Consider the following 24,265-nt stretch of genomic DNA (forward strand, 5'->3'; position numbering starts at 1 on the left):
CAGCAACACTTCTGCTGCGCCCCTCCTCCAGCACCTTCTACACTTGCGATTCATACCAATCATGCGTGCCTGACGCAATCAGGGCGGGTGGTGCGTGCCTGTCATCCATAGCGATTTCACCGGTGGGAAATGTCCCATGGCAGGGCGAATCCGGTGTAGGACACAGTTTGAAATAGTCACTCGGTTGAATCGCCAGGTGCCGCACCTTATATACCCCGCAGTACGCTACATCTTTAGCTTGAGGAGATTTCTACAACCATGATGCGCATTCTGCTGTTTTTGGCCACTAACCTGGCGGTCGTGCTGATAGCCAGCATCACCTTGAGCCTTTTCGGGTTCAACGGGTTCATGGCGGCCAACGGGGTTGATCTCAACCTCAATCAGCTGCTGGTTTTCTGTGCAGTCTTTGGTTTCGCCGGTTCCCTTTTCTCGCTGTTCATCTCCAAGTGGATGGCGAAGATGAGCACCAGCACCCAGATCATCACCCAGCCACGTACTCGCCACGAACAATGGCTGCTGCAAACCGTCGAGCAACTGTCCCGGGAAGCCGGGATCAAGATGCCCGAAGTCGGGATTTTCCCGGCCTATGAAGCCAACGCCTTCGCCACCGGCTGGAACAAGAACGACGCACTGGTCGCGGTCAGCCAGGGCTTGCTCGAGCGTTTCAAGGAAGATGAAGTGCGGGCCGTGCTGGCCCACGAGATCGGCCACGTGGCCAACGGCGACATGGTCACCCTGGCGCTGATCCAGGGCGTGGTAAACACCTTCGTGATGTTCTTCGCGCGGATCATCGGCAACTTCGTCGACAAGGTGATTTTCAAGAACGAAGAAGGCCAGGGCATGGCCTACTACATCGCGACCATCTTCGCCGAGCTGGTGCTGGGCATTCTGGCCAGCGCAATCGTGATGTGGTTCTCGCGCAAACGCGAGTTCCGTGCCGACGATGCCGGCGCCCGCCTGGCCGGTACGGGGGCGATGATCAACGCCTTGCAACGCTTGCGCGCCGAACAGGGCCTGCCGGTGCACATGCCTGACACCCTGAATGCCTTCGGCATCAACGGCGGTATCAAACAGGGGTTTGCTCGCATGTTCATGAGCCACCCGCCGCTGGAAGAGCGTATCGACGCCCTGCGTCGTCGCGGTTGATCAAACCGGCGCACCAACCAAAAGGCCCGCAGTGATGCGGGCCTTTTTTTGCCTGTCGATTACTCCCCGCAAATCCGGTAAACCCGCTCTTCCAGCCGAGTTACGCCGGCTTGTACGAACTTCCAGCTGTCACCGAGCACATCCTGCTCCTCCAGCATCTCGACACGCCAGGTACTGCCCAGCAAACGCTGCACTTCGGCATCGTCTACGGAAAATGGTGGCCCCGCCATCTGTGACTGATCGTAATCCAGCGTCACCAACAGCCCTCGGCATGTCGGCAAAAGACCCTGCAAGTGCGCTGCATAACGCTCGCGCATCGCTTGCGGCAAGGCAATCACTGCCGCACGGTCATACAGCGCGGTGCAACCCGCCACGTCAGCCGCAGTCAGCGAAAAAAAATCCCCGCACCACAACTCGATCGCGTCAGCGCGATAAACCTTGAAGTCGCCCTGCTCGCTCACCTGCGGCTGCAATTGCTGCTCACGGAAGAAGTCTTCCACGGCCTTCTCCGACAGCTCGACGCCGAGCACCCGATGCCCACGCCCGGCAAGCCACAGCAGATCCAGGCTTTTCCCACACAACGGCACCAACACACGCGCCTGCGCCGGGATGGCCAGATCGGGCCAGTGCCGCTGCAAATACGGGTTCACCTCCGGCTGGTGAAAGCCGATCTGGTTCGATTCCCACTTCTTGTGCCAAAACTCCGGCCGCATGCATCCTCCTAAGAATTCGATCAAAAGGCGTTAATACTTATATTGGAATTAGATCAATGAACTGACTGAAGATGAACCATCTTAACGCTCAGGAACCCTTCCATGTTTCCCAGCCTGTTTATCTCCCACGGTTCGCCCATGCTGGCACTGGAGCCCGGCGCCAGCGGCCCGGCCCTGGCCCGGTTGGCGGCCGAACTGCCACGCCCGAAAGCCATCGTGATCGTTTCCGCCCACTGGGAAAGCCATGAGCTGCTGGTCAGCAGCCATCCGCAACCGGAAACCTGGCACGACTTCGGCGGTTTCCCCCGCGCGCTGTTTGAAGTGCAGTATCCGGCCCCGGGCGATCCGCAACTGGCTCGTGAGGTTGCCGATCTGCTGACCGCCAACGACCTGCCGGCACGCCTCGACCCACAACGACCGCTCGATCACGGTGTGTGGGTGCCGCTGTCGCTGATGTACCCGCAAGCTGACATCCCAGTGGTGCAGGTTTCTCTACCGAGTCGTGGCGGTCCGGCGCTGCAGAACCGCGTCGGTCAGGCGCTGACCAGGCTGCGCGAACAGGGCATTCTGTTGATCGGCTCCGGCAGCATCACCCACAACCTGCGGGAACTGGACTGGCACGCCGGCCCGGAAAGCGTCGAGCCGTGGGCCCGGGACTTCCGCGACTGGATAGTCGACAAACTGGCCGCCAACGACGAAGCCGCCCTGCACGATTACCGCCAGCAGGCACCGAACGCAGCACGCAATCATCCAAGCGACGAGCACCTGTTGCCGCTGTACTTCGCCCGAGGTGCCGGCGGTGATTTCAGTATTGCCCATCAAGGTTTCACCATGGGCGCACTGGGCATGGACATCTACCGCTTCGGCTGATGCCCAAATCGCAGGCATAAAAAATCCCCGAACCAGTCGGGGATTTTTTATGTTCGATCAATCAGCCCAAGGGCGGATCAATCTTCGCGGTAGCGACGCAGCTTCAACTGCTTACCGGCAACGCGAGTGTCCTTCAGCTTGGTCAGGAGTTTGTCCAGACCATCTTCCGGCAGCTCGACGAGGCTGAAGCTGTCACGCACCTGAATGCGACCGATGGCTTCACGTGCCAGACCACCTTCGTTGAGGATGGCGCCGAGCAGGTTTTTCGCCGCGATACCGTCACGCGCGCCCAGCGCAGTACGGCAACGAGCACGGCCTTCGCCCAAAGGCATTGGCGCACGACGCTCACGATCACCACGGTCCGGACGATCACCGGAACGCTCAGGACGGTCGCCACGCGGCGCGCTGTTCGGCACCAGTGGACGTTCCTTCTCGATCGCTGCCAGGTTCAACGCCTGACCATTGGTAGCCTTGCGCAGCAGTGCGGCAGCCAGGGCACGCGGGGTGCAACCGATGTCGGCGGTCAGGCGATCCAGCAGATCACCGTGGGTCGATTCGGCGTCAGCCACCAGCGGCGACAGGCTGTTGGTCAGTTTCTTGATGCGGGCATCGAGAACGGCCTGAGCGTCCGGCAGACGCACTTCGGCAACTTTCTGACCGGTTACACGCTCGATTACCTGCAGCATGCGGCGCTCACGTGGCGTCACCAGCAGCAGCGCGCGGCCTTCGCGACCGGCACGGCCGGTACGGCCGATACGGTGTACGTAGGATTCCGGATCGTACGGCATGTCCACGTTGAACACGTGGGTGATGCGCGGTACGTCCAGGCCACGGGCGGCAACGTCGGTCGCCACAACGATGTCCAGACGGCCATCCTTGAGCGAGTCGATCACGCGCTCACGCTGGTTCTGGGCGATGTCGCCGTTCAACGCGGCGGCTTTGTAGCCTTTGGCGTCGAGGGCGCTGGCCAGATCCAGGGTCGCTTGCTTGGTGCGCACGAACATGATCAGAGCGTCGAAATCTTCCACTTCCAGCAAGCTGAGAACGGCAGAGGTCTTCTGGTCAGCGTGAACCAACAGGTGAGCCTGTTCGATCGCGGTAACGGTCTGGGTCTTGCTCTGGATCTTCACGTGCTTCGGATCGCGCAGGTGACGCTCGGCGATGGCACGGATCGATTGCGGCAGGGTCGCCGAGAACAATACGGTCTGACGGGTTTCCGGCATGGCCTTGAAGATGACTTCGAGGTCGTCCATGAAGCCCAGTTTGAGCATTTCGTCTGCTTCGTCGAGAACCAGGTGGTTCACGGTCTGCAGTACTTTTTCGTCGCGACGCAGGTGGTCGCACAGACGGCCCGGAGTGGCGACAACGATCTGTGCGCCATTACGGATTGCTTTCAATTGTGGGCCCATCGGCGCGCCGCCGTAGACAGCCACAACAGTCACGCCCGGCATTTGCTTGGCGTAGGTTTCGAAAGCGGTTGCAACTTGTAGCGCCAACTCACGAGTTGGGGCCAGGATCAGAGCTTGCGGCTCGCGCTTGGACGGATCAATGCGGTGCAGGATAGGCAGGGCAAAGGCAGCGGTTTTACCGGTACCGGTTTGCGCCTGACCAATCATATCGTGACCGGCGAGGATGATCGGGATCGACTGCTGCTGAATGGCCGAAGGCTCTTCATAGCCGGTAGCGACTACTGCAGCGACAATATTGGGATGAAGTTCAAGAGCGGCGAAGCCGCCGATTTCCTGGGTCATGGGTCTGCCTCTAAGTGCATCCGCAAAGACCCATGCTCCAAAGCTGCACATGCCGTGTTGAGACTCAAGAGTCGCCCTGGCAGCTTTGTCGGCGGGGATTTGCGAAAACGAATGAATGAAAAAGAATCGTCAAGGAAGAGCCCGCAGTGCGGACGTGCAGCCGAAGCTGACTTCGGGGAATTGCGCTACCTAAACGCGGCCCGGTTAAAGGCCGGCGCGCACTATACCGGAATTTGCCCAAAAAGGGAGCTTTTTTTATCGGCAAAATGCAGTTGTCACCGCTATGTAACGGGGTTTTGCGGATAATCGGGCAAAGGTCTATTTTTCAAAGACCCCGGCCCTGCGGGCGATGGCGCTTAAACGATTCACCGATGTGCGGCATCTGGTCGCTGGACCCTTTCTTCCCCTTCGAGGAAACACCCATGAATCAGCCCTGCCCCGGCCGCGTGAGCCGTGCGCGTCACGGTCACGTGCATTTGATTGGCCTGGACCGCGCCGCCAAGCGCAATGCCTTCGACCTCGACCTGCTCAACGACCTGGCCCTGGCCTACGGCGAATTCGAGGCCGACAGCGACGCACGGGTGGCGGTGGTGTTCGGGCATGGCGAGCATTTCACCGCCGGGCTCGATCTGGTCAACGCCAGTTCCGCCCTCGCCCAGGGCTGGCAGGTGCCGCCCGGTGGTTGCGATCCATGGGGCGTGTTCGTCGGGCCGCGGGTCAGCAAACCGGTGATCGTCGCTGCGCAGGGTTATTGCCTGACCATCGGCATCGAGCTGATGCTCGCTGCTGACATCAACCTGTGCGCCAGCAACACCCGCTTCGCCCAGATGGAAGTGCAGCGTGGGATCTTTCCGTTCGGCGGTGCGACGCTACGCTTTCATCAGATCGCCGGTTGGGGCAACGCGATGCGCTGGCTGCTGACCGGCGACGAATTCGATGCCCACGATGCGCTACGCCTGGGGCTGGTGCAGGAAATCATGGCCACTGAAGATTTGCTGCCACGCGCCATCGAACTGGCCGAGCGCATTGCCCGCCAGGCGCCGCTTGGCGTACAGGCGACGCTGATGTCAGCGCGGCAGGCACGCTATGAAGGTGAGACCGCAGCGGCGCAGAGCTTGCCGCCGCTGGTGAAGAAGTTGCTGGCCACTGAAGATGCCAAGGAAGGTGTGCGCTCGCTGGTGGAGCGCAGACCAGGGGTTTTCAAAGGCCTTTGAAGATCAGGTCGCCGGACGGATGCAGTTGATCAACGACTGCAACGAGTAGCCCAGCTTCGGCGCCAGCGCTTCAGCCCGTGCCGTCAGCGCCTGCATGTCCAGCACCTGATCCAGATCCGCCGGCACGATCAGAATCACGTTGCCCTCCTTCACCGGCAGTTCCCAGTAATGCCGGTGATAGAGCCCGCGCAACAGCGCCGCGCCCAACGGTTTGCCGTCGTCGGTGGCCCATTGGTTGATCACCAGCCAGCCACCGGGATTCAGACGTTTCTGACAGTCCCCGAGGAAATTCCACGCAAGGTGCCCGGCGCCGGGGCCGACATCGGTGTACAGGTCGACGAAGACCAGATCTGCAGGTTCAGCGGTCGGCAGCAGTTCGAGGGCATCACCGACGCGGATGTACAGCCGTGGATCGTCATCCAGCCCGAGGTATTCGATGGCCAGACGCGGCACGTCCGGGCGCAACTCGATGGCTTCGACATCTTCCAGCGGCAGGAACTTGAGGCAGGCCTGGGTCAGCGTGCCCGCGCCCAGCCCGAGGAACAGCGCGCTCTCCGGCTGCTCATGGCACAACGCGCCAATCAGCATCGCCCGGGTGTAGTCGTACTCCAGCCAGCTCGGGTCGGCGGTAAACACACAGCTTTGCTCAATCGCATCGCCGAACTCCAGAAAGCGGTAGTCGGCCACTTCCAGCACGCGAATCACGCCGAACTCATCCTGTACCTCGGCGAGCAACAGCTCGACGCGCTCCTCAGTCATTTCGTCTCCTGGTGGTCACCGGGCGCGGTGACGCGATGGCACCGCTGCGGTGCCGTGGCAAAGCGGCGATTGTCGGCGAAGCGGCGGGAGCAGGTCACGCACTAATTGCTGCTAACATGGCCGTCCGTGCGTAGAACCTTAGAGACCGTGATGAGCCAACCCTGGAGCCCTGACAGCTGGCGCGCCCTGCCGATCCAGCAACAACCCCAATACCCCGACGCCGCGCATCTGCGCCAGGTCGAGCAGACGCTGGCCAGCTATCCGCCGCTGGTGTTTGCCGGCGAAGCGCGCGAGCTGCGCCGTCAGTTTGCCGAAGTCACCCAGGGCCGGGCGTTCCTGCTGCAAGGCGGCGACTGCGCCGAAAGCTTCGCCGAGTTCTCCGCCGCGAAGATTCGCGACACCTTCAAAGTGCTGCTGCAAATGGCGATCGTCATGACCTTCGCCGCCGGCTGCCCGGTGGTCAAAGTCGGGCGCATGGCCGGCCAGTTCGCCAAGCCGCGCTCGGCCAACGACGAGACCATCGACGGCGTGACTCTGCCGGCCTACCGGGGCGACATCGTCAACGGCATCGGTTTCGACTCCGCCAGCCGCGTACCGGACCCGGAGCGTCTGCTGCAGTCCTATCACCAGTCCACCGCCACCCTCAACCTGCTGCGCGCCTTCGCCCAGGGCGGTTTTGCCGACCTGCATCAGGTGCACAAGTGGAACCTGGACTTCATCGCCAATTCGGCGCTGGCCGAAAAGTACAGCCACCTCGCCGACCGCATCGATGAAACCCTGGCATTCATGCGCGCCTGCGGCATGGACAGCTCGCCGCAACTGCGCGAAACCAGTTTCTTCACCGCCCACGAAGCGCTGCTGCTGAACTACGAAGAAGCCTTCGTGCGCCGCGACAGCCTGACCAACGATTACTACGATTGCTCGGCGCACATGCTGTGGATCGGCGACCGCACCCGTCAGCTCGACGGCGCCCACGTCGAATTCCTGCGCGGGGTGAACAACCCGATCGGTGTCAAAGTCGGCCCGAGCATGAACCCCGACGACCTGATCCGTCTGATCGACGTGCTCAATCCGGACAACGATCCGGGCCGTCTGAACCTGATCGCGCGGATGGGCGCGAACAAGGTCGGCGATCACCTGCCGGCGCTGATCCGTGCGGTGCAGCGTGAAGGCAAGCAGGTGCTGTGGAGCTCCGACCCGATGCACGGCAACACCATCAAGGCCAGCAGCGGTTACAAGACTCGCGACTTCGCGCAGATTCTTGGTGAGGTGAAGCAGTTCTTCCAGGTTCATGAAGCGGAAGGCAGCTACGCTGGCGGCATCCACATCGAGATGACCGGGCAGAACGTCACCGAGTGCATCGGTGGCGCGCGGCCAATCACTGAAGATGGCTTGTCGGATCGCTATCACACTCACTGCGACCCACGGATGAATGCCGATCAGTCGCTGGAACTGGCGTTCTTGATCGCAGAAACGCTGAAACAGGTCAAACGCTAAATCGCGAGGGCGCTGGCTCAGTCAATTTGAGCCAGCGCCATCCGCAACCGCCCTGCACTTTCCCGCTGACAATTGAGCTGCACCCGCTCAAGCCCCAACCAGTCCGCCATGCGCCGCAGGTTCAGCGCCAGCGCCAGCATCCCCGCATCATCCAGCCCCGTTTCTTCCTCGTGCACCGCATGCACAGCCAGGCGCCCCGCCGCCCGTTCGGCGCGCAGGTCAACTCGCGCAGCGATCCGTTCGTTGTGCAGGAACGGCAGCACGTAATAGCCGTAGACACGTTTGTCCTGCGGCGTATAAATCTCCAGCCGATAGCGGAAGTCGAACAGCCGCTCGGTCCGGCTGCGTTCCCAGATCAGTGAGTCGAACGGCGACAGCAATGCACTCGCCTCGACCTTGCGCGGGACTTTTGGCTCGGGCAGGCAATAAGCGATCTGCCGCCATCCGGCGACTTCGCAAGTCAGCAGCTGCCCGTCCTCGACCAGTTCGGCCAGACGCGGGCGGGCATCGGAAGGATTCAGTCGGAAGTAATCACGCAGGTCTTTTTCCGTGCCGACACCCAGCGCCTGCGCTGCATGCAGCAGCAAACCGCGCTGCGCCTCGGCTTCATCGGGCAATGGCTGTTGCAGCACGGAAGCCGGAATCACCCGCTCCGGCAAGTCATACAACCGCTCGAAGCCACGGCGTCCGGCGACGGTGACTTCGCCAGCAGCAAACAGCCATTCCAATGCATGTTTTTCCGCACTCCAGTCCCACCACGGCCCGGCCTTTTCCTCGCGGGTCGACAGGCTGCCGGCGCCCAGTGCGCCCTGCTCCTCAACCGACGCCAGCACCCGGCGAATGGTGTCCTGCTGCTCACGGCCGAACCGCGCCAGTTGCTGATAAATGTCTTCACCGCGTTTGGCCCGCTGCATGCGCCAGCCCATCAACGGGTACATCGACAGCGGCAGCAACGACGCCTCATGGCCCCAGTATTCGAACAGCGAACGACGTCGCCCCGAACTCCAGGCAGCCTGGTCGAGCAAGTCAGCAGAATAGGAACCGAGACGGGAGAACAGCGGCAGGTAGTGCGAGCGCACCACAGCGTTGACGGAGTCGATCTGCAACAGGCCAAGGCGTTCGATCAGCCGGTTGACGTGCATCGCCTTGACAGCCGGCGGCTGGCGCCCGTGAAACCCTTGGGCAGCCAGTGCCAGACGTCGAGCCTGTTTAAGGGAAAAGGACAGTGTCGCGGGCATGTGTACCTCCATGTCTGCTCGCAACCTACCTCACTGCAAGAGGGTTTGTGTAGCGATGGCCTCATCATTTATGCATCGGATCGTCCCAGAACGGCCGCACCGACTCGTGTTCGACATCGGCACGGCTGACCCCGATGTCCTTGAGCGCTTCGTCGCTCAGGCTGGCGAGCAGCTCGCGCTCACGGTGCAATTCGTACCAGCGGCTAAACTTGTGCAACAGATCGGAAACGATATGGCCGGAAAATTTTTCTTCGCCTGCGTACTCTCTTTGACCTTTCATCGTGTTGCCTCCTTTTTGGGATGGCTCAAGTCTCCCGCCAGAGCTACGATCAATCCAACGAATGTTTCTGATGGCATGCATCACGGAGATTCATCAATTGTCGGCATATCCCAGTATCGATACCGATGTCCTGCGCACCTTTGTCGCGATTGCCGATCAGGGCGGTTTTACCCGCGCCGGCGAAATGGTCAACCGCACCCAATCGGCGGTGAGCATGCAGATGAAGCGTCTGGAAGAGGACGTGCTGCAGCGCCAGTTGTTCGAGCGCGACGGGCGTCAGGTGCGCCTGACCGCTGAAGGCCAGGTGTTGCTCGGTTATGCGCGGCGCATCCTGAAATTGCACAGCGAAGTGTTCAACACCCTGCGCGAGCCACACATGGTCGGCACCGTGCGGATCGGCACCCCGGACGATTACGTGATGCGCTTTCTGCCGGGGATTCTGTCGCGTTTTGCGCAGTTCTATCCGCTGATCCAGATCGAAGTGCACTGCGAGTCAACCAAACAATTGCTGCAACGCACGGACCTCGATCTGTCGATCGTCACCCGCGAGCCGGGCAACGAAATTGGCCAGTTGCTGCGCAAGGAACGCTTCGTGTGGGCCGAGGCGCAGAATTTCAGCGCCCACGAGCAGACGCCGTTGCCGCTGGCGATGTTCAACAGTGATTGCTTCTGCCGCCTGTGGGCCTGCAATGCGCTGGACGCGATGGGCCGCGAATACCGGATTGCCTACAACAGCACCAGCCTATCGGCGCTGATGGCAGTGGTGAGCGCGGGTCTGGCGATCACCGCGCAACTGGAGAGCCTGATTACCCCCGACATGCGGATTCTTGGAGATGCCGAAAATCTGCCGCTGCTGCCCGAGGCCAGCATCATGCTGATCCGCAACCTCAACAATCCGTCGCCGATCACTGAATGCCTGGCCGAGCACATCGTCGAAGGCTTCAAACTTTAAAGGCGAGCATCACCGCGCACAGCACCAGAAACCCGCAGAACAGCCCGCGCAGGAGTTTTTCCGGCATCGCGTGGGCGACTTTCACGCCCCAACTGATGCTGGCCAGCCCGCCAATGGCCAGCGGCAGACCGATCATCCAGTCCACTTCGTGGTGCACCGCGTACGTCACCAGCGTGACGCCGGTGCTCGGCAATGCCAGCGCCAGCGAAAGACCCTGAGCGACCACTTGAGTAGTGCCGAACAGACTGGTCAGCACAGGCGTCGCCACCACCGCCCCGCCGACACCGAACAAGCCGCCCATGGTGCCCGACGCCGCGCCGAGCACCCCCAGCCACGGCCATGAATAACGCATCTCGGAAGTCGCTGCCGGACGCGCGCCAAACATGCGCACCAGGTTGTAGGCCGACAACGCCACGAGGAACGCGACAAAACCGATGCGCATGGTTTGCGCGTCGATGCCCACGGCCCAGATCGAGCCGATCCACGCGAAACAGAATCCCATCACCGCCAGCGGCAACGCATGGCGGAATTCGATGCGGTTGCGCTGGTGATAACGCCACAGCGCCAACATTACGTTCGGCACCACCATCACCAGCGCCGTGCCTTGGGCGATCTGCTGATCGAGCCCGAACCACACGCCCAGCAGCGGAATGGCGATCAGCCCGCCACCAATACCGAAAATCCCACCCAGGGTACCGAGGGCGGCGCCAAACAACAGGTACAGCAAAAACTCGATCACAGCAGAATTCCTCATACGTCAGGCGACTCATCCTACGCAGTCGGCGCTGGCACGGAAACGCACAGCAACGCACAATGGCTGTGCCAAATCCGCATAGGCACTGAGTCGACTCATGAATCCCAATCAATTGACCGAACAACTCGGGCTGTTTCTCGATGTGCTGGAGAGTGGCAGTTTTTCCGCTGCCTCGCGCCGACATCCTCTGACGCCATCCGCCGTTGCCCGGCGTATCGACAGTCTGGAAAGTGCTGTCGGCAGCCAGTTGTTTATCCGCAGTACTCACGCAGTGCGCGCCACGCCGGCGGGTCTGGCATTTGCCGAACGAGCGCGGCGGATTGTGGCGGAGTTGCAACTGGCCCGGGCTGAAGCGGTGTCCCTGAGCAGCGCCCCGGAAGGTCTGATTCGGGTGGATGCGCCGGCGGCCTTCGGGCGGCGGCATCTGGCGCCGGTGATTGCCGATTTTCTGGTGCTGTACCCGGGGCTGGATGTGCAACTGCATCTGATCGACAGCTTCGTCGACATGGACGGTTCGAACCTGGGCAAAGTCGATCTGGTGTTGCGCGCCGGGCAAATGGCTGACACCCGGCTGGTGGCCACCCCTCTGGCGAGCATGGTGCGCATCGCCTGCGCCAGCCCCGACTATCTCAAGCGCCGCGGCGTGCCGAGCGAACCCGCGCAATTGAGCGAGCATGACGGCCTGGATTGGGACGGCCTTGCCCCGCCCTTCGCCTGGCGCTTCGAACAGAACGGGCAGATGCAATTGCACCGCCCGGCGCGGGTGCGCATGAGCGCCAACAACGCCGAGGCGCTGGTGTGCGGCGCGCTGGCGGGACTCGGGATCGCGCATCTGCCAACCTGGTTGGCCAGCGAATACCTGTTGCGTGGCGAGTTGCTGCCGCTGTTTTGCGAACACGGCCTGCCAAAGCCGGAAAGCACCGGCATCTATGCACTGCGGCTGGAGCAACAGGCCAGCTCCCGCAGCCGTCTGCTGTTGGAATACCTGAAGACCCGGTTCAGCCCCGTGCCGCCTTGGGATCTGGCATTGCAACGGGAGCTGGGCCGGCACTGACCGATTCGCCACCGGGCACAATTGTCTGGCGCATTAAAGATTCGAGCGCTAGATTCATCTGCATCACCGTCCAAGGCACTGACATGACCACCGACCGCAACACCTCCGATCACTGCGAAGATTTGCTGCTCGACAATCAGGCCTGCTTCGCCCTGCATTCCACTTCGCTGATGATGACCAAGGTCTACAAGCCGCTGTTGCAAGCGCTTGGCCTGACGTATCCGCAATACCTGGCGATGATGGTGCTGTGGGAGAAGGATGGTTTGACCGTCGGAGAAATCAGCACGCGCCTGCTGACCGACCCGGGTTCACTGACCCCGTTGCTCAAGCGGCTGGAAGGTGAAGGTTTGCTCAGCCGTACGCGAAGCCGTGAGGATGAGCGTGTGGTGATCGTTGAACTGACTGCCCAGGGACGCGCCTTGAAAGACAAGGCCCGGACCGTTCCACAATGCATCCTGGGGGCCAGTGGCTTCACGCTGGAGCGCCTGCAAAACCTGCAAGCCGAATTGCAGGCCTTGCGTGGTCATTTGCAGGACAGCCTCACTTAAAACTCCCCCTTTTCCTGTGGGCGCAGCCTTGCGCCTGCAGGCGCATCGCCCCTTCCCCGCTTATCACAGAAAAATTTTTCATCTCGTTTTACATTCAAAAAATCCTTTAATATCAAAAGCTTGAGATCACGCCACTTCCCAACCCAAGCGCTAATTCCTGCTTTCTTCAAAAATTTATCTTGCGCGCTAAATATTAGCGAAGTACATTTACTCCGCACCTAGTTAGCGCGCAAACAATTAGCGCAACAAACCACACTTTATGAGGCTCACATCATGCAAACTCTCTACACCGCAATCGCAACTTCCACTGGCGGCCGTGACGGTCGTGCAATCTCCAGTGACAACATCCTCGACGTCAAGCTCGCCACCCCGAAAGAACTCGGCGGTGCCGGCGGCGCAGCCACCAACCCTGAGCAACTGTTCGCCGCCGGCTACTCGGCCTGCTTCATCGGCGCCCTGAAATTCGTCGCCAGCCAGACCAAACGCAAAATCCCGGACGACGCCTCGATCACCGCTCACGTCGGCATCGGCCAGATCCCTGGCGGTTTCGGTCTGGACATCGACCTGCACATCAGCCTGCCGGGCCTGGAACAGGCTGACGCACAAAGCCTGGTCGACGCTGCCCACCAGGTCTGCCCGTACTCCAACGCCACTCGCGGCAACGTCGATGTGCGTCTGCACGTCACCGTGTAATCACTGACACTCAGGCCCGTACAGGAAATGAACATGAACACTTTCAGCAAAGTCTTGACCGGTACTCTTCTCGCCCTGTCCATCCACAGCGCATTCGCCGGGGAGGTTGAACACAACACCCAGGCGTTCCTTGATGTGCTGAATGCCGGCACCGGCAAACCGATGGAACAGATGACGCCCAAGGATGCCCGCGCCGTGCTGACGGGCGCGCAGTCCGGGGTCAAACTGACGCTGCCCAAAGCGGACGTCAGCGAGAAAACCATCCAGGTCGATGGCCAACCGTTGAGCCTGACCATCGTCCGGCCGGCCGGGGTCAAGGGCGAGCTGCCGGTGTTCATGTTTTTCCACGGCGGCGGCTGGGTGCTGGGGGATTTCCCGACCCACGAACGTCTGGTGCGGGATCTGGTGGTCGGCTCGGGTGCGGCGGCGGTGTTCGTCAACTACACCCCTTCGCCGGAAGCGCATTACCCGGTGGCGATCAACCAGGCTTACGCCGCCACCAAGTGGGTGGCCGAACATGGTAAAGAGATCAACGTCGACGGCAAGCGTCTGGCGGTGGCGGGCAACAGCGTCGGCGGCAACATGGCGGCAGTCGTCGCCCTGATGGCCAAAGACAAAGGCACGCCAGCGATCAAATTCCAGGTGCTGCTGTGGCCGGTGACCGATGCCAATTTCGATACCGGTTCGTATAACCAGTACGCCGAGGGGCACTTCCTCACTCGCAACATGATGAAGTGGTTCTGGGACAACTACACCACCCACGCCAACCAGCGGAACGAGGTCTACGCCTCGCCGCTGCGGGCCACCACCGCGCAATTGAAAGGTCTGCCGCCTGCACTGGTCCAGACCGCCGGGGCCGATGTGCTGCGTGACGAAGGTGAAGCCTATGCCCGCAAACTTGACGAAGCCGGCGTGCCGGTGACCTCGGTGCGCTACAACGGCATGATCCACGACTACGGTTTGCTCAACGTGGTCAGCCAGGTACCGGCAGTGCGTTCGGCGATGCTGCAGGCCTCGGAAGAACTGAAGCAGCACCTGAAGAAGTAAACCTTATTCAGGACGAGACATCAGGCACAAAAAAGCCCGACTCAATGGTCGGGCTTTTTCTTTCCGCAAAAAGCAGTGCTTATTTGGCACGGCCTTTGTAGGAACCGCCTTCGCGGGTATCGATTTCGATCATGTCGCCGATTTCGATGAAGTCAGCAACCGACAGCTCGGTACCGTTCTTCAGTTTGGCAGGCTTCATCACCTTGCCGGAAGTGTCGCCGCGAGCGGAACCTTCGGTGTAGTCAACCTGACGCACGATGGTGGTCGGCAGCTCTACGGAAACCAGACGGCCTTCGAAGAATACGGCTTCGCAAACGTCGGTCATGCCTTCTTCCACGAATGGCAGAACGCTTTCGATGTCTTCGGCGTTCAGCTCGTACATGGTGTAGTCGGTGGTGTCCATGAACGTGTAGGAGTCACCGCTGATGAAGGACAGGGTCGCTTCTTTGCGGTCCAGGATCACATCGTCCAGCTTGTCGTCCGCACCGTAAACGGTTTCGGTCTTGTAACCGGTCAGCAGGTTCTTCAGCTTGGTCTTCATGATCGCGCTGTTACGGCCCGACTTGGTGAATTCAGCTTTCTGAACCAGCCAAGGATCGTTGTCGATACGGATCACGGTACCGGGTTTGAGTTCTTTACCAGTTTTCATTGCGAATATCCGAATTTGGATGGGATTTACAAAAATCTAGGCCGCGTATCATATCCAATTTCGGTAAAACTGTACCAGCGCCGTCGCAAGATCGGCCTGCAAGGCCTGTTCCAGACACCATGCTTCCGCGTTTTTCTGCAGTTCAGGCCAGTATTTACGAGCCTCAAGCCAGTGGTCGCCGATAGGCTGCCCGGCACTCCAGGCACGCCAGAGACCGTTCATCGCCTCGGCGGCAGCGGGCGAAAGGCGTTTTGTGTAAAGCGCAAGGAAGGCGTCCAGCTTGTCGAGGTGGATGTCTTCGTCCTGCTGATAGATGTGCCACAGCATCGGCCGCCCCGCCCATTGCGCCCGGACAAACGAGTCCTCGCCACGCACCGCGTTGAAATCACAGCACCAGAGCAATTGATCGTATTGATCCTGACGGACGAACGGCAGCACCTGCACGGTCAGCGACTGGCGAACGTGCATTGCACCGACCGGCAGCGACTCGACTCCAAGCCAACGGGCGACATCGCCGAGAATCCGTCCTTCCGGCACCAGCAGATGGGTAGGCGTAGCGTCCGCCGCGAGCAAATCCAGCCAACTGGCGAGTCCGGCATTCTCGTAGGCAAACAGCGAAATCAGCTGCGCACCGGGCGCAGGAGCGATCCCCAGAGCGTGCAGGAATTGTCGCTGCGCATCGGGGTCCTGTTGAAACTGCTGACGCCGCTCCAGTAAACCGCTCTCACGCAGCAAGCCACCGGTCCCCGGCTGAAATCCCGGAAAGAAAAAGTACTTCTGCACCGACTTGTACTTCACCGACGGCAGACCGTGGCAGCCAACCACCCAGTCTTCAGCGCTGAGATAGTCGAGGTTCATCCACAACGGCGGCTTTTCCCGTGCGGCCATGGCGTCCATGTAAATGCTCGGCAACTGGCAGGCAAAAGCCGCGATCACCACGTCGGCCGCTGCTGATTCCTGCCACTCAGCCGGCCAGTGCCGGACTTCGACGCCCTGCTGCCATTGCTGATCGAGGCCGATGTCGATTTCCGGGCAAATGCGTTCGAAAGCGCGCAGGTCATCGACCCACAATCGCACCGTCATTGCCTGCTCGCTGACCAGTTGCCGGGCCAGACGCCAGGTCACGCCGATGTCGCCGTAGTTATCGACGACCGTACAAAAAATGTCCCAGCGGGTTTTCAGTGGCGGCATTCAAGGCTCCCGTTGGCAAAAGCGCCGATTGTCCGCATAAATGTCTCCGTGCAGAAGAGCCGACGGCAATTAATCTTCGTGCGACAATCGCCGCTCGCCCGCATTCATCCGCCAGGAGGCAGCCATGCCCTATCGTCCCAACCCGCGTCGTCCGTTGCCTGTTCAGCTTAGCGCGCTGCAATTGACTGGCAGCATTGCCTTGGGTCTGTGGCTGGGCTTCCTGGCCATTGCACTGACTTGCTGGCTCGCCTCGCTGCTGTTCAGCCATCAATTGCAGCCGGTGGCGGAGGCGGTGCAACAACTGAGCAAACCTCCAGCGGCGGCCCAGCCGCAGCCAGAACCTGAGCCACAAAACCGCCTGTTCGAGCAGTACGAAGAAAACCTGCGCAAGAACGAGCAACAGGCACGCCTGGACCAGGCCCGTGGCAGCACACGTAATCTGTCGAACCCCAAATGCCAGTTCTGGCTGCAACAGGATCAGACGGCCCCCAGCGAAAAGAGCCGCGCCAATGTCATGCAATTCTGCGATTGATCATGAATAAACAGACGGTTCACCAACTGATTCTCGACAAGCTGCGCGTCGACCTCGACATCGCCGAACGCGCGGCGCAAACCGCTTACGAAACCGCGACCCACGAAGAGAACATCGCCGAAAACAAGTACGACACTCTGGGCCTCGAGGCGTCGTATCTGGCGGCGGGCCAGGCGAAACGGGTCGAGGAAATTCGTCAGTCACTGGCGCTGTGCCAGAACCTGACGCTGCGCGCGTATGACGATCAACGCGGGATTGAAATCGGCGCCCTGCTCGGCCTGGAAGACGAAAAGGGTCGCGAGCAATGGCTGTTTCTGGCGCCGGATGCGGCGGGTCTGAAAGTCGATGTGGTGGGTCAGCCGATTACCGTCATCACCCCGCGCTCGCCGCTGGGCAAAAGCCTGCTGGGCAAGTTCGCGGGTGACGAGGTGGGGATTCTGGTAGCAGGCACCCGGCAACAGTTTGCTGTCACCGAGGTGCTGTAGACAGGGGCTTAGTGGACCGGCAGTTCGACACCATCGAAAAGCTCTTCCAGTTCCTGCTTGTTGTGGCACTGAATGGCCTTGGCCATGACTTCGCGGGTCAGGTGCGGTGCGAACTTCTCGATGAAGTCGCACATGAAGCCACGCAGGAAAGTGCCGCGGCGGAAACCGATCTTGGTCACGCTGGACTCGAACAGTTCGCTGGCATCGAGCACCACCAGATCGTTATCCAGTTTGGTGTCGACCGCCATTTTCGCCACGATGCCAACACCCAGGCCCAGACGTACGTAGGTTTTGATGACGTCGGCGTCGGCAGCGGTGAACACCACTTTCGGCGTCAGGCCGCGATGGCTGAAGGCTTCGTCGAGTTTCGAACGGCCGGTGAAACCGAACACGTAAGTCACGATCGGGTATTCGGCCAGCGCTTCAAGGGTCAGCTTCGGCAGTTTGGTCAGCGGGTGGCCCTGGGGCACGACCACGCAACGGTTCCAGCGATAGCACGGCATCATTACCAGATCGCCGAACAGCTCCAGCGCTTCGGTGGCAATGGCGAAATCGACGGTGCCGTCAGCGGCCATCTCGGCGATCTGCATCGGCGAGCCCTGGTGCATGTGCAGCGCCACGTCCGGGTATTGCTTGATGAAATTGCTGATCACCGGCGGCAGCGCATAGCGTGCCTGGGTGTGAGTGGTGGCGATCGACAGGGTGCCCTTCTTCTCGTTGGAGAATTCCTGGGCGATCTGCTTGATGCTTTCGACCTTGCGCAGAATTTCACCGGCAGTGGTGATGATGCGCTCGCCGGCCGGCGTGACACGGGTCAGGTGCTTGCCGCTGCGGGCGAACACTTCGACGCCCAGTTCGTCTTCCAGCAGACGGATTTGTTTACTGATGCCCGGTTGCGAGGTGTAGAGGCTTTGGGCTGTAGCGGAAACGTTGAGGTCGTGGTGCGCCACTTCCCAGATGTAGCGCAGTTGTTGAAGCTTCATATGAATCCCTCAAAGCAGGTAGACGCCACGGGCATCAGCGACGGTATATAACTATATTAATGGTTTGAAGAATAAATCTAGAACTTTTTTATCAAAGTGCCATTATTCCTGCTTCAGCGATCCTCTCGACGCCGACGCTCCACCAGCGGCACCAGATAAACCGGCACCTTGGACAATTGCAGCAGCCGGGCCGCCGTTCGCCCCAAAGGTGTTTCCGCCCCGACCCCGTGGCTATGACTTCCTACGATCAGCAAATCGACAGAGAGTTTCTGCACCTGATCGAGAATCACCTGTGACGGATCGCCCTGCAGCACCCGTACCGCGCGTATCCGCTGCAGGTCCTGCTCGCCCTCGTCCCCCAGTTCTTCGCGAAAACTGTCGAGCACCCGCTGCTCGATATTGGCAATGACCGTTTTCAGACCCTGACTGTGAAATTCGTTCAATGCCTGTTCGTCGAGATAGCTCTGCAACACCGATTCGGCAAACAGCCCCATGGGCTCCACCGCGTGCACCACGTACAGATCGGCATTGAACGTTCGCGCCATCGCCAGGGCATGCTGCATCACTAACGGTGCGTACAGACCGAGGTCAGTGGCATACAGCATCGAACGAATCATATGACCTCCTCGCGTGCCAACATGGCGGAGATTTGATTCAGCTTAGCAGTGCCTTGGCGAGTACGACGTGCGACGCAACGTCTTGAACCACGAGGGCTTTAGACCGCCGGTTCGTTGCTGATGCCGTGGGGCACGTGACCGGTCGCCACCACTTCCCGGGCCAGCTCGCAGTGGCCGGCCTGATCGTCGAAAAACACGTCGGCGGCGAAGGCTTCGAGGAACGCCGATTTGGTCAGACCGCCGAGGAACAGCGACTCGTCCAGACGAATGTCCCACTCGCGCAAGGTACGGATCACCCGCTCGTGGGCCGGAGCCGAGCGCGCGGTGACCAGTGCGGTGCGGATCGGGCACTCCTCATCGGAGAACTCGCGCTGCAACAGATTGAGCGCCGCGAGAAAGCCCTTGAACGGCCCGCCGCGCAACGGTTCGCGAGCGGATTCACGCTCCTTGGCCTGGAAGGCTTCGAGGCCACCGGATTGATAGACGCGCTCCGACTCGTCGGAAAACAGCACCGCATCACCGTCGAAGGCGATGCGCAATTCGTCGCTGGCCGCACGACTGGCGCCGCCGGACAGAATGGTCGCCGCCGCGAAACCGGCATCCAGCGCGGCGCGTACGTCTTCGGCATGGGTGGAGAGAAACAGGTCGCAACCGAAAGCCTTCAGGTACGGATAAGGACTGCGCCCGCCAACGAACGCCGCACGGGAGATCGCCAGGCCGTAGTGACCAATGGAGTTGAAAACGCGCAGGCCGGTGTCGGCGCTGTTGCGCGACACCAGAATCACCTCGACCCGGGCGCGACCGAGGCGACTGTTGAGATTGAGCAGTTTTTCCACCAGCGGAAAGGCATCACCCGGCGCGAGGATTTCGTCTTCGTGTTCGATCTGATATTGCCGATAGGCTTCGACGCCGCTCGACAGGTAGACCTTGTGACTCTCACTGAGGTCGAACAGGGCACGGGACGAGATCGCCAGCACCAGTTTGTCATCGATGTTCTTGGCCATGCCTTTCCCCCAATGCGACCGGTTTAAACGTTGCGCCGGTCGATAAAGCTCAATGTGCGATACAACGATTCGATACGCGGCAACTCGCAGCCTGCCGCTTTTGCCGCCGCCAAAGGACGAGCGTAGATCGCCTCGAGCTCCAGCGGTCGTTTGTGCAGGAAGTCGTGATACATGCTCGGCCAATAGTCGGGCATTTTCTCGGTCATCATGAACAGGTATTCAGCGTAACCGGGCGGCATGTCGTGGCCGCAGGCCTTGGCGCCCTGCACCACTTCAGCCATCAGTGCCTGAATCAACGCGCGGCTGTCTGTGTCGGCCATCAACGGCGTGGTGCCGGCGCCGAGCAATACCGAAAGCCCGTTATAGGGAATATTCCACACCAGTTTCTGCCAGCGCGCCTGATGCAGATTCGGCATCTCCTGGGAATCGAGACCGGCGGCCCTAAACAGACCGGCGCCCTCCTCGACAATTGCCATGCGCGCCGCGTCATCCGCTGCCGGGCCGCTGTGATAGCCAACGTTCACCGCCCCCAGCGCCTGGTGGGTGACTTGGCCCGGCCCTTCGCGGTGGACGCAGATCAGGCACAAGCCGCCCAGCAAGTGCAGTGAATCGGGCAGCAACGCCCGCAAGCTGTCTTCGACGTCGAGGCCGTTTTGCAATACCAGCACTTTCGCGTCGGATTTCGCCGCCTGAATGATCGAAGGCGCCAACCCGGCATTGCTGGTGGTCTTGGCGCCGACCAGCAGCCAGTCGCAGGGCGGCATGTCTTCAGCCGACGAATAGGCCTGCACCGGGTTCAGCGTCAACGCACCATGCACGGCACTGTCTACCTGCAAGCCGCGCTCGGCGACTGCGGAAAATTCACTGCGCAACAGAAAGTGCACATCGAACCCGGCCCGGGCCAGCATCACCCCATAGAACCCGCCGATGGCGCCGGTGCCAATGATCCCCACCACCGGTTTGTTCACTGCTCCCATCACGGCAACTCCTCTGCAATTCGACCCAGCGCCTGCGCCACGGCTGCGTTCAGCTCATCGGCATTCAGGCGCGTGTGTACCGCCCCAAAGAACTCGCCGTCGCGCACCACAAACAGCGCCGGCAAATGAAAGACCTGATAACGCTCGACCAGTCCGCCATTGTCACCGGCATCGATCCAGCACACGCGATCGACAACCAGATCGAGCCCCGGCAACACTTCGCGGGCATAGCGGCAACTGGCGCAGCCGACGCTGGTGAAAATCACCAGCGAAACGCCGCTCATCGCCAGCAGCCGTTGGTCGGCGTCGAAATCGGTCAGCTGCGATTCGACCACTATACTGGGGGAAACAATGTCAAATGGCCGACACAGGGAGTCTGTGCTCATGGGACGGTTTATTCCTCATCCGGATGATGTGCCCGTTGAATTGACCTTGCTCACACCGGAGTGTATTTCGCGTCAACGGCTGCACACTATCAGCCTCGGCGGCATCGCTTGCAATTACCATCGTGCCTGGCGCCATGGCACCGCATTGCAGGTGCGCATGCCGACCCTCAACGCCGACATCTGTTATCCGGGCTACGTGGCCTGGTGCCTGCGACGCAAAAAAGGCTATCTGGTGGGCATCGCCTTCACCGACGAACAGACCCTGTTCAGCGCGCGAATGGGTGAGCAGGTGTGTCAGATCGAACGCTATTGCCGACTCAACGACGCCCACGACGACCTCCAGGATATTCAGGCCCTGGCCCTGCAATGGGTCGAACAACACGCCGACGAGTTCTCCCACGACACCGTTCGCAAGGCTTTCGCGCAGCCCGTGCTGGACTGAACAGTGACTTGCCCATTGTCTAGCAGGCGCCTAACGCGATAAGGTTCGGCTCCCCGACGCGCTTAAATCTGCTGTGCTCCGCCGCGCGGGGATCGCTGGCGGCCGGCACCCGTGACCTGACGAGTAAACGATGGCTGATTTACCGATCAACGACCTGAACGTCGCTTCCAACGAGACCCTGATCACTCCCGATCAGCTCAAGCGTGATATCCCTCTGAGCGACGCTGCCTTGCGCACTGTCACCAAGGGTCGCGAAGTCATCCGCAACATTCTCGATGGCATCGACCATCGTCTGTTCGTGGTGATCGGCCCCTGCTCGATCCACGACATCAAGGCTGCCCATGAATATGCCGATCGCCTGAAGGTGCTGGCGGCAGAAGTCTCGGACACCCTGTATCTGGTCATGCGCGTGTATTTCGAAAAGCCACGGACCACCGTCGGCTGGAAAGGCCTGATCAACGACCCGTACCTGGATGACTCGTTCAAGATCCAGGACGGTCTGCACATCGGTCGCCAGCTGCTGCTGGACCTGGCCGAGAAAGGCCTGCCGACCGCGACCGAAGCCCTCGACCCGATCTCCCCGCAGTATCTGCAGGACCTGATCAGCTGGTCGGCCATCGGCGCACGGACCACCGAATCCCAGACCCACCGCGAGATGGCTTCCGGCCTGTCCTCGGCGGTCGGTTTCAAGAACGGCACCGACGGCGGCCTGACCGTGGCGATCAACGCCTTGCAGTCGGTCTCCAGCCCGCACCGTTTCCTGGGCATCAACCAGGAGGGTGGCGTGTCGATCGTCACCACCAAGGGCAACGCCTACGGCCACGTGGTGCTGCGCGGCGGCAACGGCAAGCCGAACTACGATTCGGTCAGCGTCGCCCTGTGCGAGCAGGCGCTGAACAAGGCGAAGATCAAACCGAATATCATGGTCGACTGCAGCCACGCCAACTCCAACAAGGATCCGGCCCTGCAACCGCTGGTGATGGAGAACGTCGCCAACCAGATCCTCGAAGGCAATCAGTCGATCATCGGCCTGATGGTCGAGAGCCATCTGAACTGGGGCTGCCAGGCGATCCCGAAAGACCTCGCCGACCTGCAATATGGCGTGTCGATCACCGACGCCTGCATCGACTGGTCCGCTACCGAAAACACCTTGCGCAGCATGCACGCCAAGCTCAAGGATGTGCTGCCGAAACGTCAGCGCAGCTGACAGCCGTTTCGCAGGCATAAAAAAACGCCGGGCATTGCCCGGCGTTTTTGTGTATGCGGTGAGGTCAGTCAGATCTTGGCGGTGCGCCGCTGATGACGCTCCATGTAGCGCTCCACGTAGGAGCACGAAGGAATGACCGTGTAGCCCATTTCATCGGCGTATTGCAGCGCCCGCTCGGTCAGGGCTGCCGCAATGCCTCGGCCACGCAAAGCGTTGGGCACGAAGGTGCGGTAGATATCCAGGGTCTGTTTCCCCAGATCCATGTAGGTCAGGTAGGCACGATGACCGTCCACATTGGTCTCGAACTGATGACCAGCCTGGTCATGGTGGATGGACAACGCCTCGCTCATCACTACTCCTCGCGGGTCTCGAATTCTGACCCCTACCTTACCGATGTTTTCCCGGCGAAGGAACATCTACGCCACCCCGTGCCTGATGGGCATCGAGAAGAACTGCACCGATCTCGCGCAACCCGAGCACGTATCAAATAGTAGGCACCATTGGCGAAAATGCTCAAGGTACGCTCGTCATCGTGCGGATTGACGGGGCAGTTCCGGTGGACTCAGGGCCGGTTCGGGAGACGATCTTCCCGAGCCGAAAGGCTGAACATCGCCGGATGTTGAGACTTAAGACGAGCCGCCTGTTTTAAAGTCACCTCAACATGGACAAAGATATGCGAGGCGCTGCGCAAATTCGCAACAAAAGTGTGGACGAATCCATATAGACAGACTTTGGCCACTACCTGCAAAACAGCGCACGGCACCGGGAACTTTTTCTCATTAACTCGCTCATCTCGCGGCTTACAGCTGGATATTTTTTATACAGCGCAGTTAAAAGTTGCTCGAAAAAGAATCAACGCCTACAATTTTTTTTGCTTCTTGCCTTACGTCAGTTTACTTACTACAAGTAATGGGTAGTATGTACGCCGGCTATTTCCTCAATCGGAGGAGACAGCCACTTAATTGAAAGTCCTTGAAGGGGAACACGATGAACAACGTTCTGAAATTCTCTGCTCTGGCTCTGGCCGCAGTTCTGGCTACCGGTTGCAGCAGCGCATCGAAAGAAACCGAAGCACGTCTGACCGCTACTGAAGACGCAGCTGCTCGCGCCCAGGCTCGTGCAGACGAAGCTTACCGTAAAGCTGATGAAGCTCTGGCTGCTGCTCAAAAAGCACAACAGACTGCTGACGAAGCTAACGAGCGTGCTCTGCGCATGCTGGAAAAAGCTAGCCGCAAGTAATAGTCCTTCGGGATTGTTATCAAGCCGACCCATTTTT

At 60.4% G+C, this 24,265-nt stretch carries 28 protein-coding genes; 14 read left to right on the forward strand and 14 right to left on the reverse strand.

Going from position 1 to position 24,265, the window contains the following annotated elements; translation table 11 throughout:
- Window positions 1–258 precede the first annotated feature (258 nt).
- On the forward strand, window positions 259–1,146 hold the full coding sequence (gene htpX, locus L6D74_RS17275) for a protease HtpX (protein WP_064598312.1): 888 nt from the start codon (window positions 259–261) through the stop codon (window positions 1,144–1,146).
- Window positions 1,147–1,205: 59 nt separating this feature from the next.
- Here the strand turns inward: htpX and L6D74_RS17280 are convergent, their stop codons facing one another.
- Entirely contained in the window at window positions 1,206–1,859 is a 654-nt protein-coding gene (locus L6D74_RS17280) for a thiopurine S-methyltransferase (protein ID WP_236189892.1), read from the reverse strand.
- A gap of 102 nt (window positions 1,860–1,961) precedes the next feature.
- Here L6D74_RS17280 and L6D74_RS17285 point away from each other — a divergent pair, with 102 nt between their 5' ends.
- Window positions 1,962–2,729, forward strand: coding sequence for a DODA-type extradiol aromatic ring-opening family dioxygenase (locus tag L6D74_RS17285; RefSeq protein WP_236189893.1), 768 nt, complete (start codon window positions 1,962–1,964; stop codon window positions 2,727–2,729).
- A gap of 77 nt (window positions 2,730–2,806) precedes the next feature.
- Here the strand turns inward: L6D74_RS17285 and L6D74_RS17290 are convergent, their stop codons facing one another.
- The gene (locus L6D74_RS17290; RefSeq protein ID WP_007955707.1) at window positions 2,807–4,480 is read right to left on the reverse strand and encodes a DEAD/DEAH box helicase; all 1,674 of its coding nucleotides are present in this window, start codon (window positions 4,478–4,480) and stop codon (window positions 2,807–2,809) included.
- 422 nt (window positions 4,481–4,902) lie between these two features.
- Between L6D74_RS17290 and L6D74_RS17295 the strand changes: the two genes are divergently transcribed.
- Window positions 4,903–5,694 (forward strand): crotonase/enoyl-CoA hydratase family protein, encoded by a 792-nt coding sequence (locus tag L6D74_RS17295; protein ID WP_064598321.1) that lies wholly within the window; start codon window positions 4,903–4,905, stop codon window positions 5,692–5,694.
- 3 nt (window positions 5,695–5,697) lie between these two features.
- Here the strand turns inward: L6D74_RS17295 and L6D74_RS17300 are convergent, their stop codons facing one another.
- Window positions 5,698–6,453 carry a spermidine synthase gene (locus L6D74_RS17300; protein ID WP_236189894.1) on the reverse strand — a complete coding sequence of 252 codons (756 nt, stop codon included), beginning with the start codon at window positions 6,451–6,453 and terminating at the stop codon, window positions 5,698–5,700.
- A 150-nt stretch (window positions 6,454–6,603) separates the two neighbouring features.
- Between L6D74_RS17300 and L6D74_RS17305 the strand changes: the two genes are divergently transcribed.
- Window positions 6,604–7,950 (forward strand): class II 3-deoxy-7-phosphoheptulonate synthase, encoded by a 1,347-nt coding sequence (locus L6D74_RS17305; protein WP_007955704.1) that lies wholly within the window; start codon window positions 6,604–6,606, stop codon window positions 7,948–7,950.
- Window positions 7,951–7,967: 17 nt separating this feature from the next.
- Here the strand turns inward: L6D74_RS17305 and L6D74_RS17310 are convergent, their stop codons facing one another.
- Together L6D74_RS17310 and L6D74_RS17315 are read right to left on the reverse strand one after the other, a co-directional pair.
- Window positions 7,968–9,188, reverse strand: a complete 1,221-nt coding sequence (locus tag L6D74_RS17310; RefSeq protein ID WP_236189895.1) for a winged helix-turn-helix domain-containing protein — start codon at window positions 9,186–9,188, stop codon at window positions 7,968–7,970.
- Between the two features lie 64 nt (window positions 9,189–9,252).
- Window positions 9,253–9,468 carry a DUF1127 domain-containing protein gene (locus L6D74_RS17315; protein WP_039770454.1) on the reverse strand — a complete coding sequence of 72 codons (216 nt, stop codon included), beginning with the start codon at window positions 9,466–9,468 and terminating at the stop codon, window positions 9,253–9,255.
- Window positions 9,469–9,565: 97 nt separating this feature from the next.
- On the opposite strand from L6D74_RS17315, the gene L6D74_RS17320 reads away from it, so the two are divergent.
- Window positions 9,566–10,420: a LysR substrate-binding domain-containing protein gene (locus tag L6D74_RS17320; RefSeq protein WP_170844876.1), complete on the forward strand. Its 855-nt coding sequence runs from the start codon at window positions 9,566–9,568 to the stop codon at window positions 10,418–10,420.
- Here L6D74_RS17320 and L6D74_RS17325 read toward each other — a convergent pair.
- The gene (locus tag L6D74_RS17325; protein WP_236189896.1) at window positions 10,410–11,159 is read right to left on the reverse strand and encodes a sulfite exporter TauE/SafE family protein; all 750 of its coding nucleotides are present in this window, start codon (window positions 11,157–11,159) and stop codon (window positions 10,410–10,412) included. The genes L6D74_RS17320 and L6D74_RS17325 overlap by 11 nt on opposite strands.
- Window positions 11,160–11,271: 112 nt before the next feature.
- Here L6D74_RS17325 and L6D74_RS17330 point away from each other — a divergent pair, with 112 nt between their 5' ends.
- The 4 genes from L6D74_RS17330 to L6D74_RS17345 all read left to right on the forward strand — a co-directional run bounded on the left by L6D74_RS17330 (window position 11,272) and on the right by L6D74_RS17345 (window position 14,516).
- Window positions 11,272–12,228 (forward strand): LysR family transcriptional regulator, encoded by a 957-nt coding sequence (locus L6D74_RS17330; RefSeq protein ID WP_236189898.1) that lies wholly within the window; start codon window positions 11,272–11,274, stop codon window positions 12,226–12,228.
- A gap of 83 nt (window positions 12,229–12,311) precedes the next feature.
- Window positions 12,312–12,776, forward strand: a complete 465-nt coding sequence (locus L6D74_RS17335) for a MarR family winged helix-turn-helix transcriptional regulator (RefSeq protein ID WP_039770460.1) — start codon at window positions 12,312–12,314, stop codon at window positions 12,774–12,776.
- Window positions 12,777–13,049: 273 nt separating this feature from the next.
- Window positions 13,050–13,469 carry an organic hydroperoxide resistance protein gene (locus L6D74_RS17340; protein ID WP_034155242.1) on the forward strand — a complete coding sequence of 140 codons (420 nt, stop codon included), beginning with the start codon at window positions 13,050–13,052 and terminating at the stop codon, window positions 13,467–13,469.
- A gap of 33 nt (window positions 13,470–13,502) precedes the next feature.
- Window positions 13,503–14,516: an alpha/beta hydrolase gene (locus tag L6D74_RS17345; protein ID WP_236189900.1), complete on the forward strand. Its 1,014-nt coding sequence runs from the start codon at window positions 13,503–13,505 to the stop codon at window positions 14,514–14,516.
- A gap of 79 nt (window positions 14,517–14,595) precedes the next feature.
- Here L6D74_RS17345 and L6D74_RS17350 read toward each other — a convergent pair whose 3' ends face one another.
- Window positions 14,596–15,165 carry an elongation factor P gene (locus L6D74_RS17350; protein ID WP_007955690.1) on the reverse strand — a complete coding sequence of 190 codons (570 nt, stop codon included), beginning with the start codon at window positions 15,163–15,165 and terminating at the stop codon, window positions 14,596–14,598.
- Window positions 15,166–15,213: 48 nt separating this feature from the next.
- On the reverse strand, window positions 15,214–16,356 hold the full coding sequence (earP, locus tag L6D74_RS17355) for an elongation factor P maturation arginine rhamnosyltransferase EarP (protein ID WP_236189901.1): 1,143 nt from the start codon (window positions 16,354–16,356) through the stop codon (window positions 15,214–15,216).
- 124 nt (window positions 16,357–16,480) lie between these two features.
- On the opposite strand from earP, the gene L6D74_RS17360 reads away from it, so the two are divergent.
- Window positions 16,481–16,888 (forward strand): hypothetical protein, encoded by a 408-nt coding sequence (locus L6D74_RS17360; RefSeq protein ID WP_236189902.1) that lies wholly within the window; start codon window positions 16,481–16,483, stop codon window positions 16,886–16,888.
- A 2-nt stretch (window positions 16,889–16,890) separates the two neighbouring features.
- Complete coding sequence (locus tag L6D74_RS17365; protein ID WP_236189903.1) at window positions 16,891–17,373, forward strand: GreA/GreB family elongation factor; 483 nt, start codon at window positions 16,891–16,893, stop codon at window positions 17,371–17,373.
- Between the two features lie 8 nt (window positions 17,374–17,381).
- On the opposite strand, the gene cysB is transcribed toward L6D74_RS17365, so the two are convergent.
- From cysB to L6D74_RS17390, 5 genes are all read right to left on the reverse strand, one after another.
- The gene (gene cysB, locus L6D74_RS17370) at window positions 17,382–18,356 is read right to left on the reverse strand and encodes an HTH-type transcriptional regulator CysB (protein WP_003183769.1); all 975 of its coding nucleotides are present in this window, start codon (window positions 18,354–18,356) and stop codon (window positions 17,382–17,384) included.
- 113 nt (window positions 18,357–18,469) lie between these two features.
- Entirely contained in the window at window positions 18,470–18,973 is a 504-nt protein-coding gene (locus L6D74_RS17375; RefSeq protein WP_007955683.1) for a universal stress protein, read from the reverse strand.
- A 98-nt stretch (window positions 18,974–19,071) separates the two neighbouring features.
- Entirely contained in the window at window positions 19,072–19,977 is a 906-nt protein-coding gene (locus L6D74_RS17380) for a 5'-nucleotidase (RefSeq protein ID WP_039770472.1), read from the reverse strand.
- A 23-nt stretch (window positions 19,978–20,000) separates the two neighbouring features.
- The gene (locus L6D74_RS17385; RefSeq protein ID WP_236189904.1) at window positions 20,001–20,957 is read right to left on the reverse strand and encodes a putative 2-dehydropantoate 2-reductase; all 957 of its coding nucleotides are present in this window, start codon (window positions 20,955–20,957) and stop codon (window positions 20,001–20,003) included.
- Entirely contained in the window at window positions 20,954–21,340 is a 387-nt protein-coding gene (locus L6D74_RS17390) for a thioredoxin family protein (protein WP_085612203.1), read from the reverse strand. Before L6D74_RS17390 ends, L6D74_RS17385 begins: the two co-directional genes overlap by 4 nt.
- Between L6D74_RS17390 and L6D74_RS17395 the strand changes: the two genes are divergently transcribed.
- Together L6D74_RS17395 and L6D74_RS17400 are read left to right on the forward strand one after the other, a co-directional pair.
- A complete protein-coding gene (locus L6D74_RS17395; RefSeq protein ID WP_011335308.1) occupies window positions 21,339–21,782 on the forward strand; it encodes a PilZ domain-containing protein in 444 nt (147 codons plus the stop codon). The two genes, L6D74_RS17390 and L6D74_RS17395, sit on opposite strands and share 2 nt — an antisense overlap.
- Window positions 21,783–21,912: 130 nt before the next feature.
- The gene (locus L6D74_RS17400; RefSeq protein WP_064598346.1) at window positions 21,913–22,989 is read left to right on the forward strand and encodes a 3-deoxy-7-phosphoheptulonate synthase; all 1,077 of its coding nucleotides are present in this window, start codon (window positions 21,913–21,915) and stop codon (window positions 22,987–22,989) included.
- 68 nt (window positions 22,990–23,057) lie between these two features.
- Here the strand turns inward: L6D74_RS17400 and L6D74_RS17405 are convergent, their stop codons facing one another.
- Window positions 23,058–23,339, reverse strand: a complete 282-nt coding sequence (locus L6D74_RS17405) for a GNAT family N-acetyltransferase (RefSeq protein WP_007955658.1) — start codon at window positions 23,337–23,339, stop codon at window positions 23,058–23,060.
- A 637-nt stretch (window positions 23,340–23,976) separates the two neighbouring features.
- Between L6D74_RS17405 and oprI the strand changes: the two genes are divergently transcribed.
- On the forward strand, window positions 23,977–24,228 hold the full coding sequence (gene oprI, locus L6D74_RS17410; protein WP_011335311.1) for an outer membrane lipoprotei OprI: 252 nt from the start codon (window positions 23,977–23,979) through the stop codon (window positions 24,226–24,228).
- Window positions 24,229–24,265: the final 37 nt, after the last annotated feature.

This window comes from Pseudomonas pharyngis, from assembly GCF_021602345.1.
GTDB lineage: Bacteria > Pseudomonadota > Gammaproteobacteria > Pseudomonadales > Pseudomonadaceae > Aquipseudomonas > Aquipseudomonas pharyngis.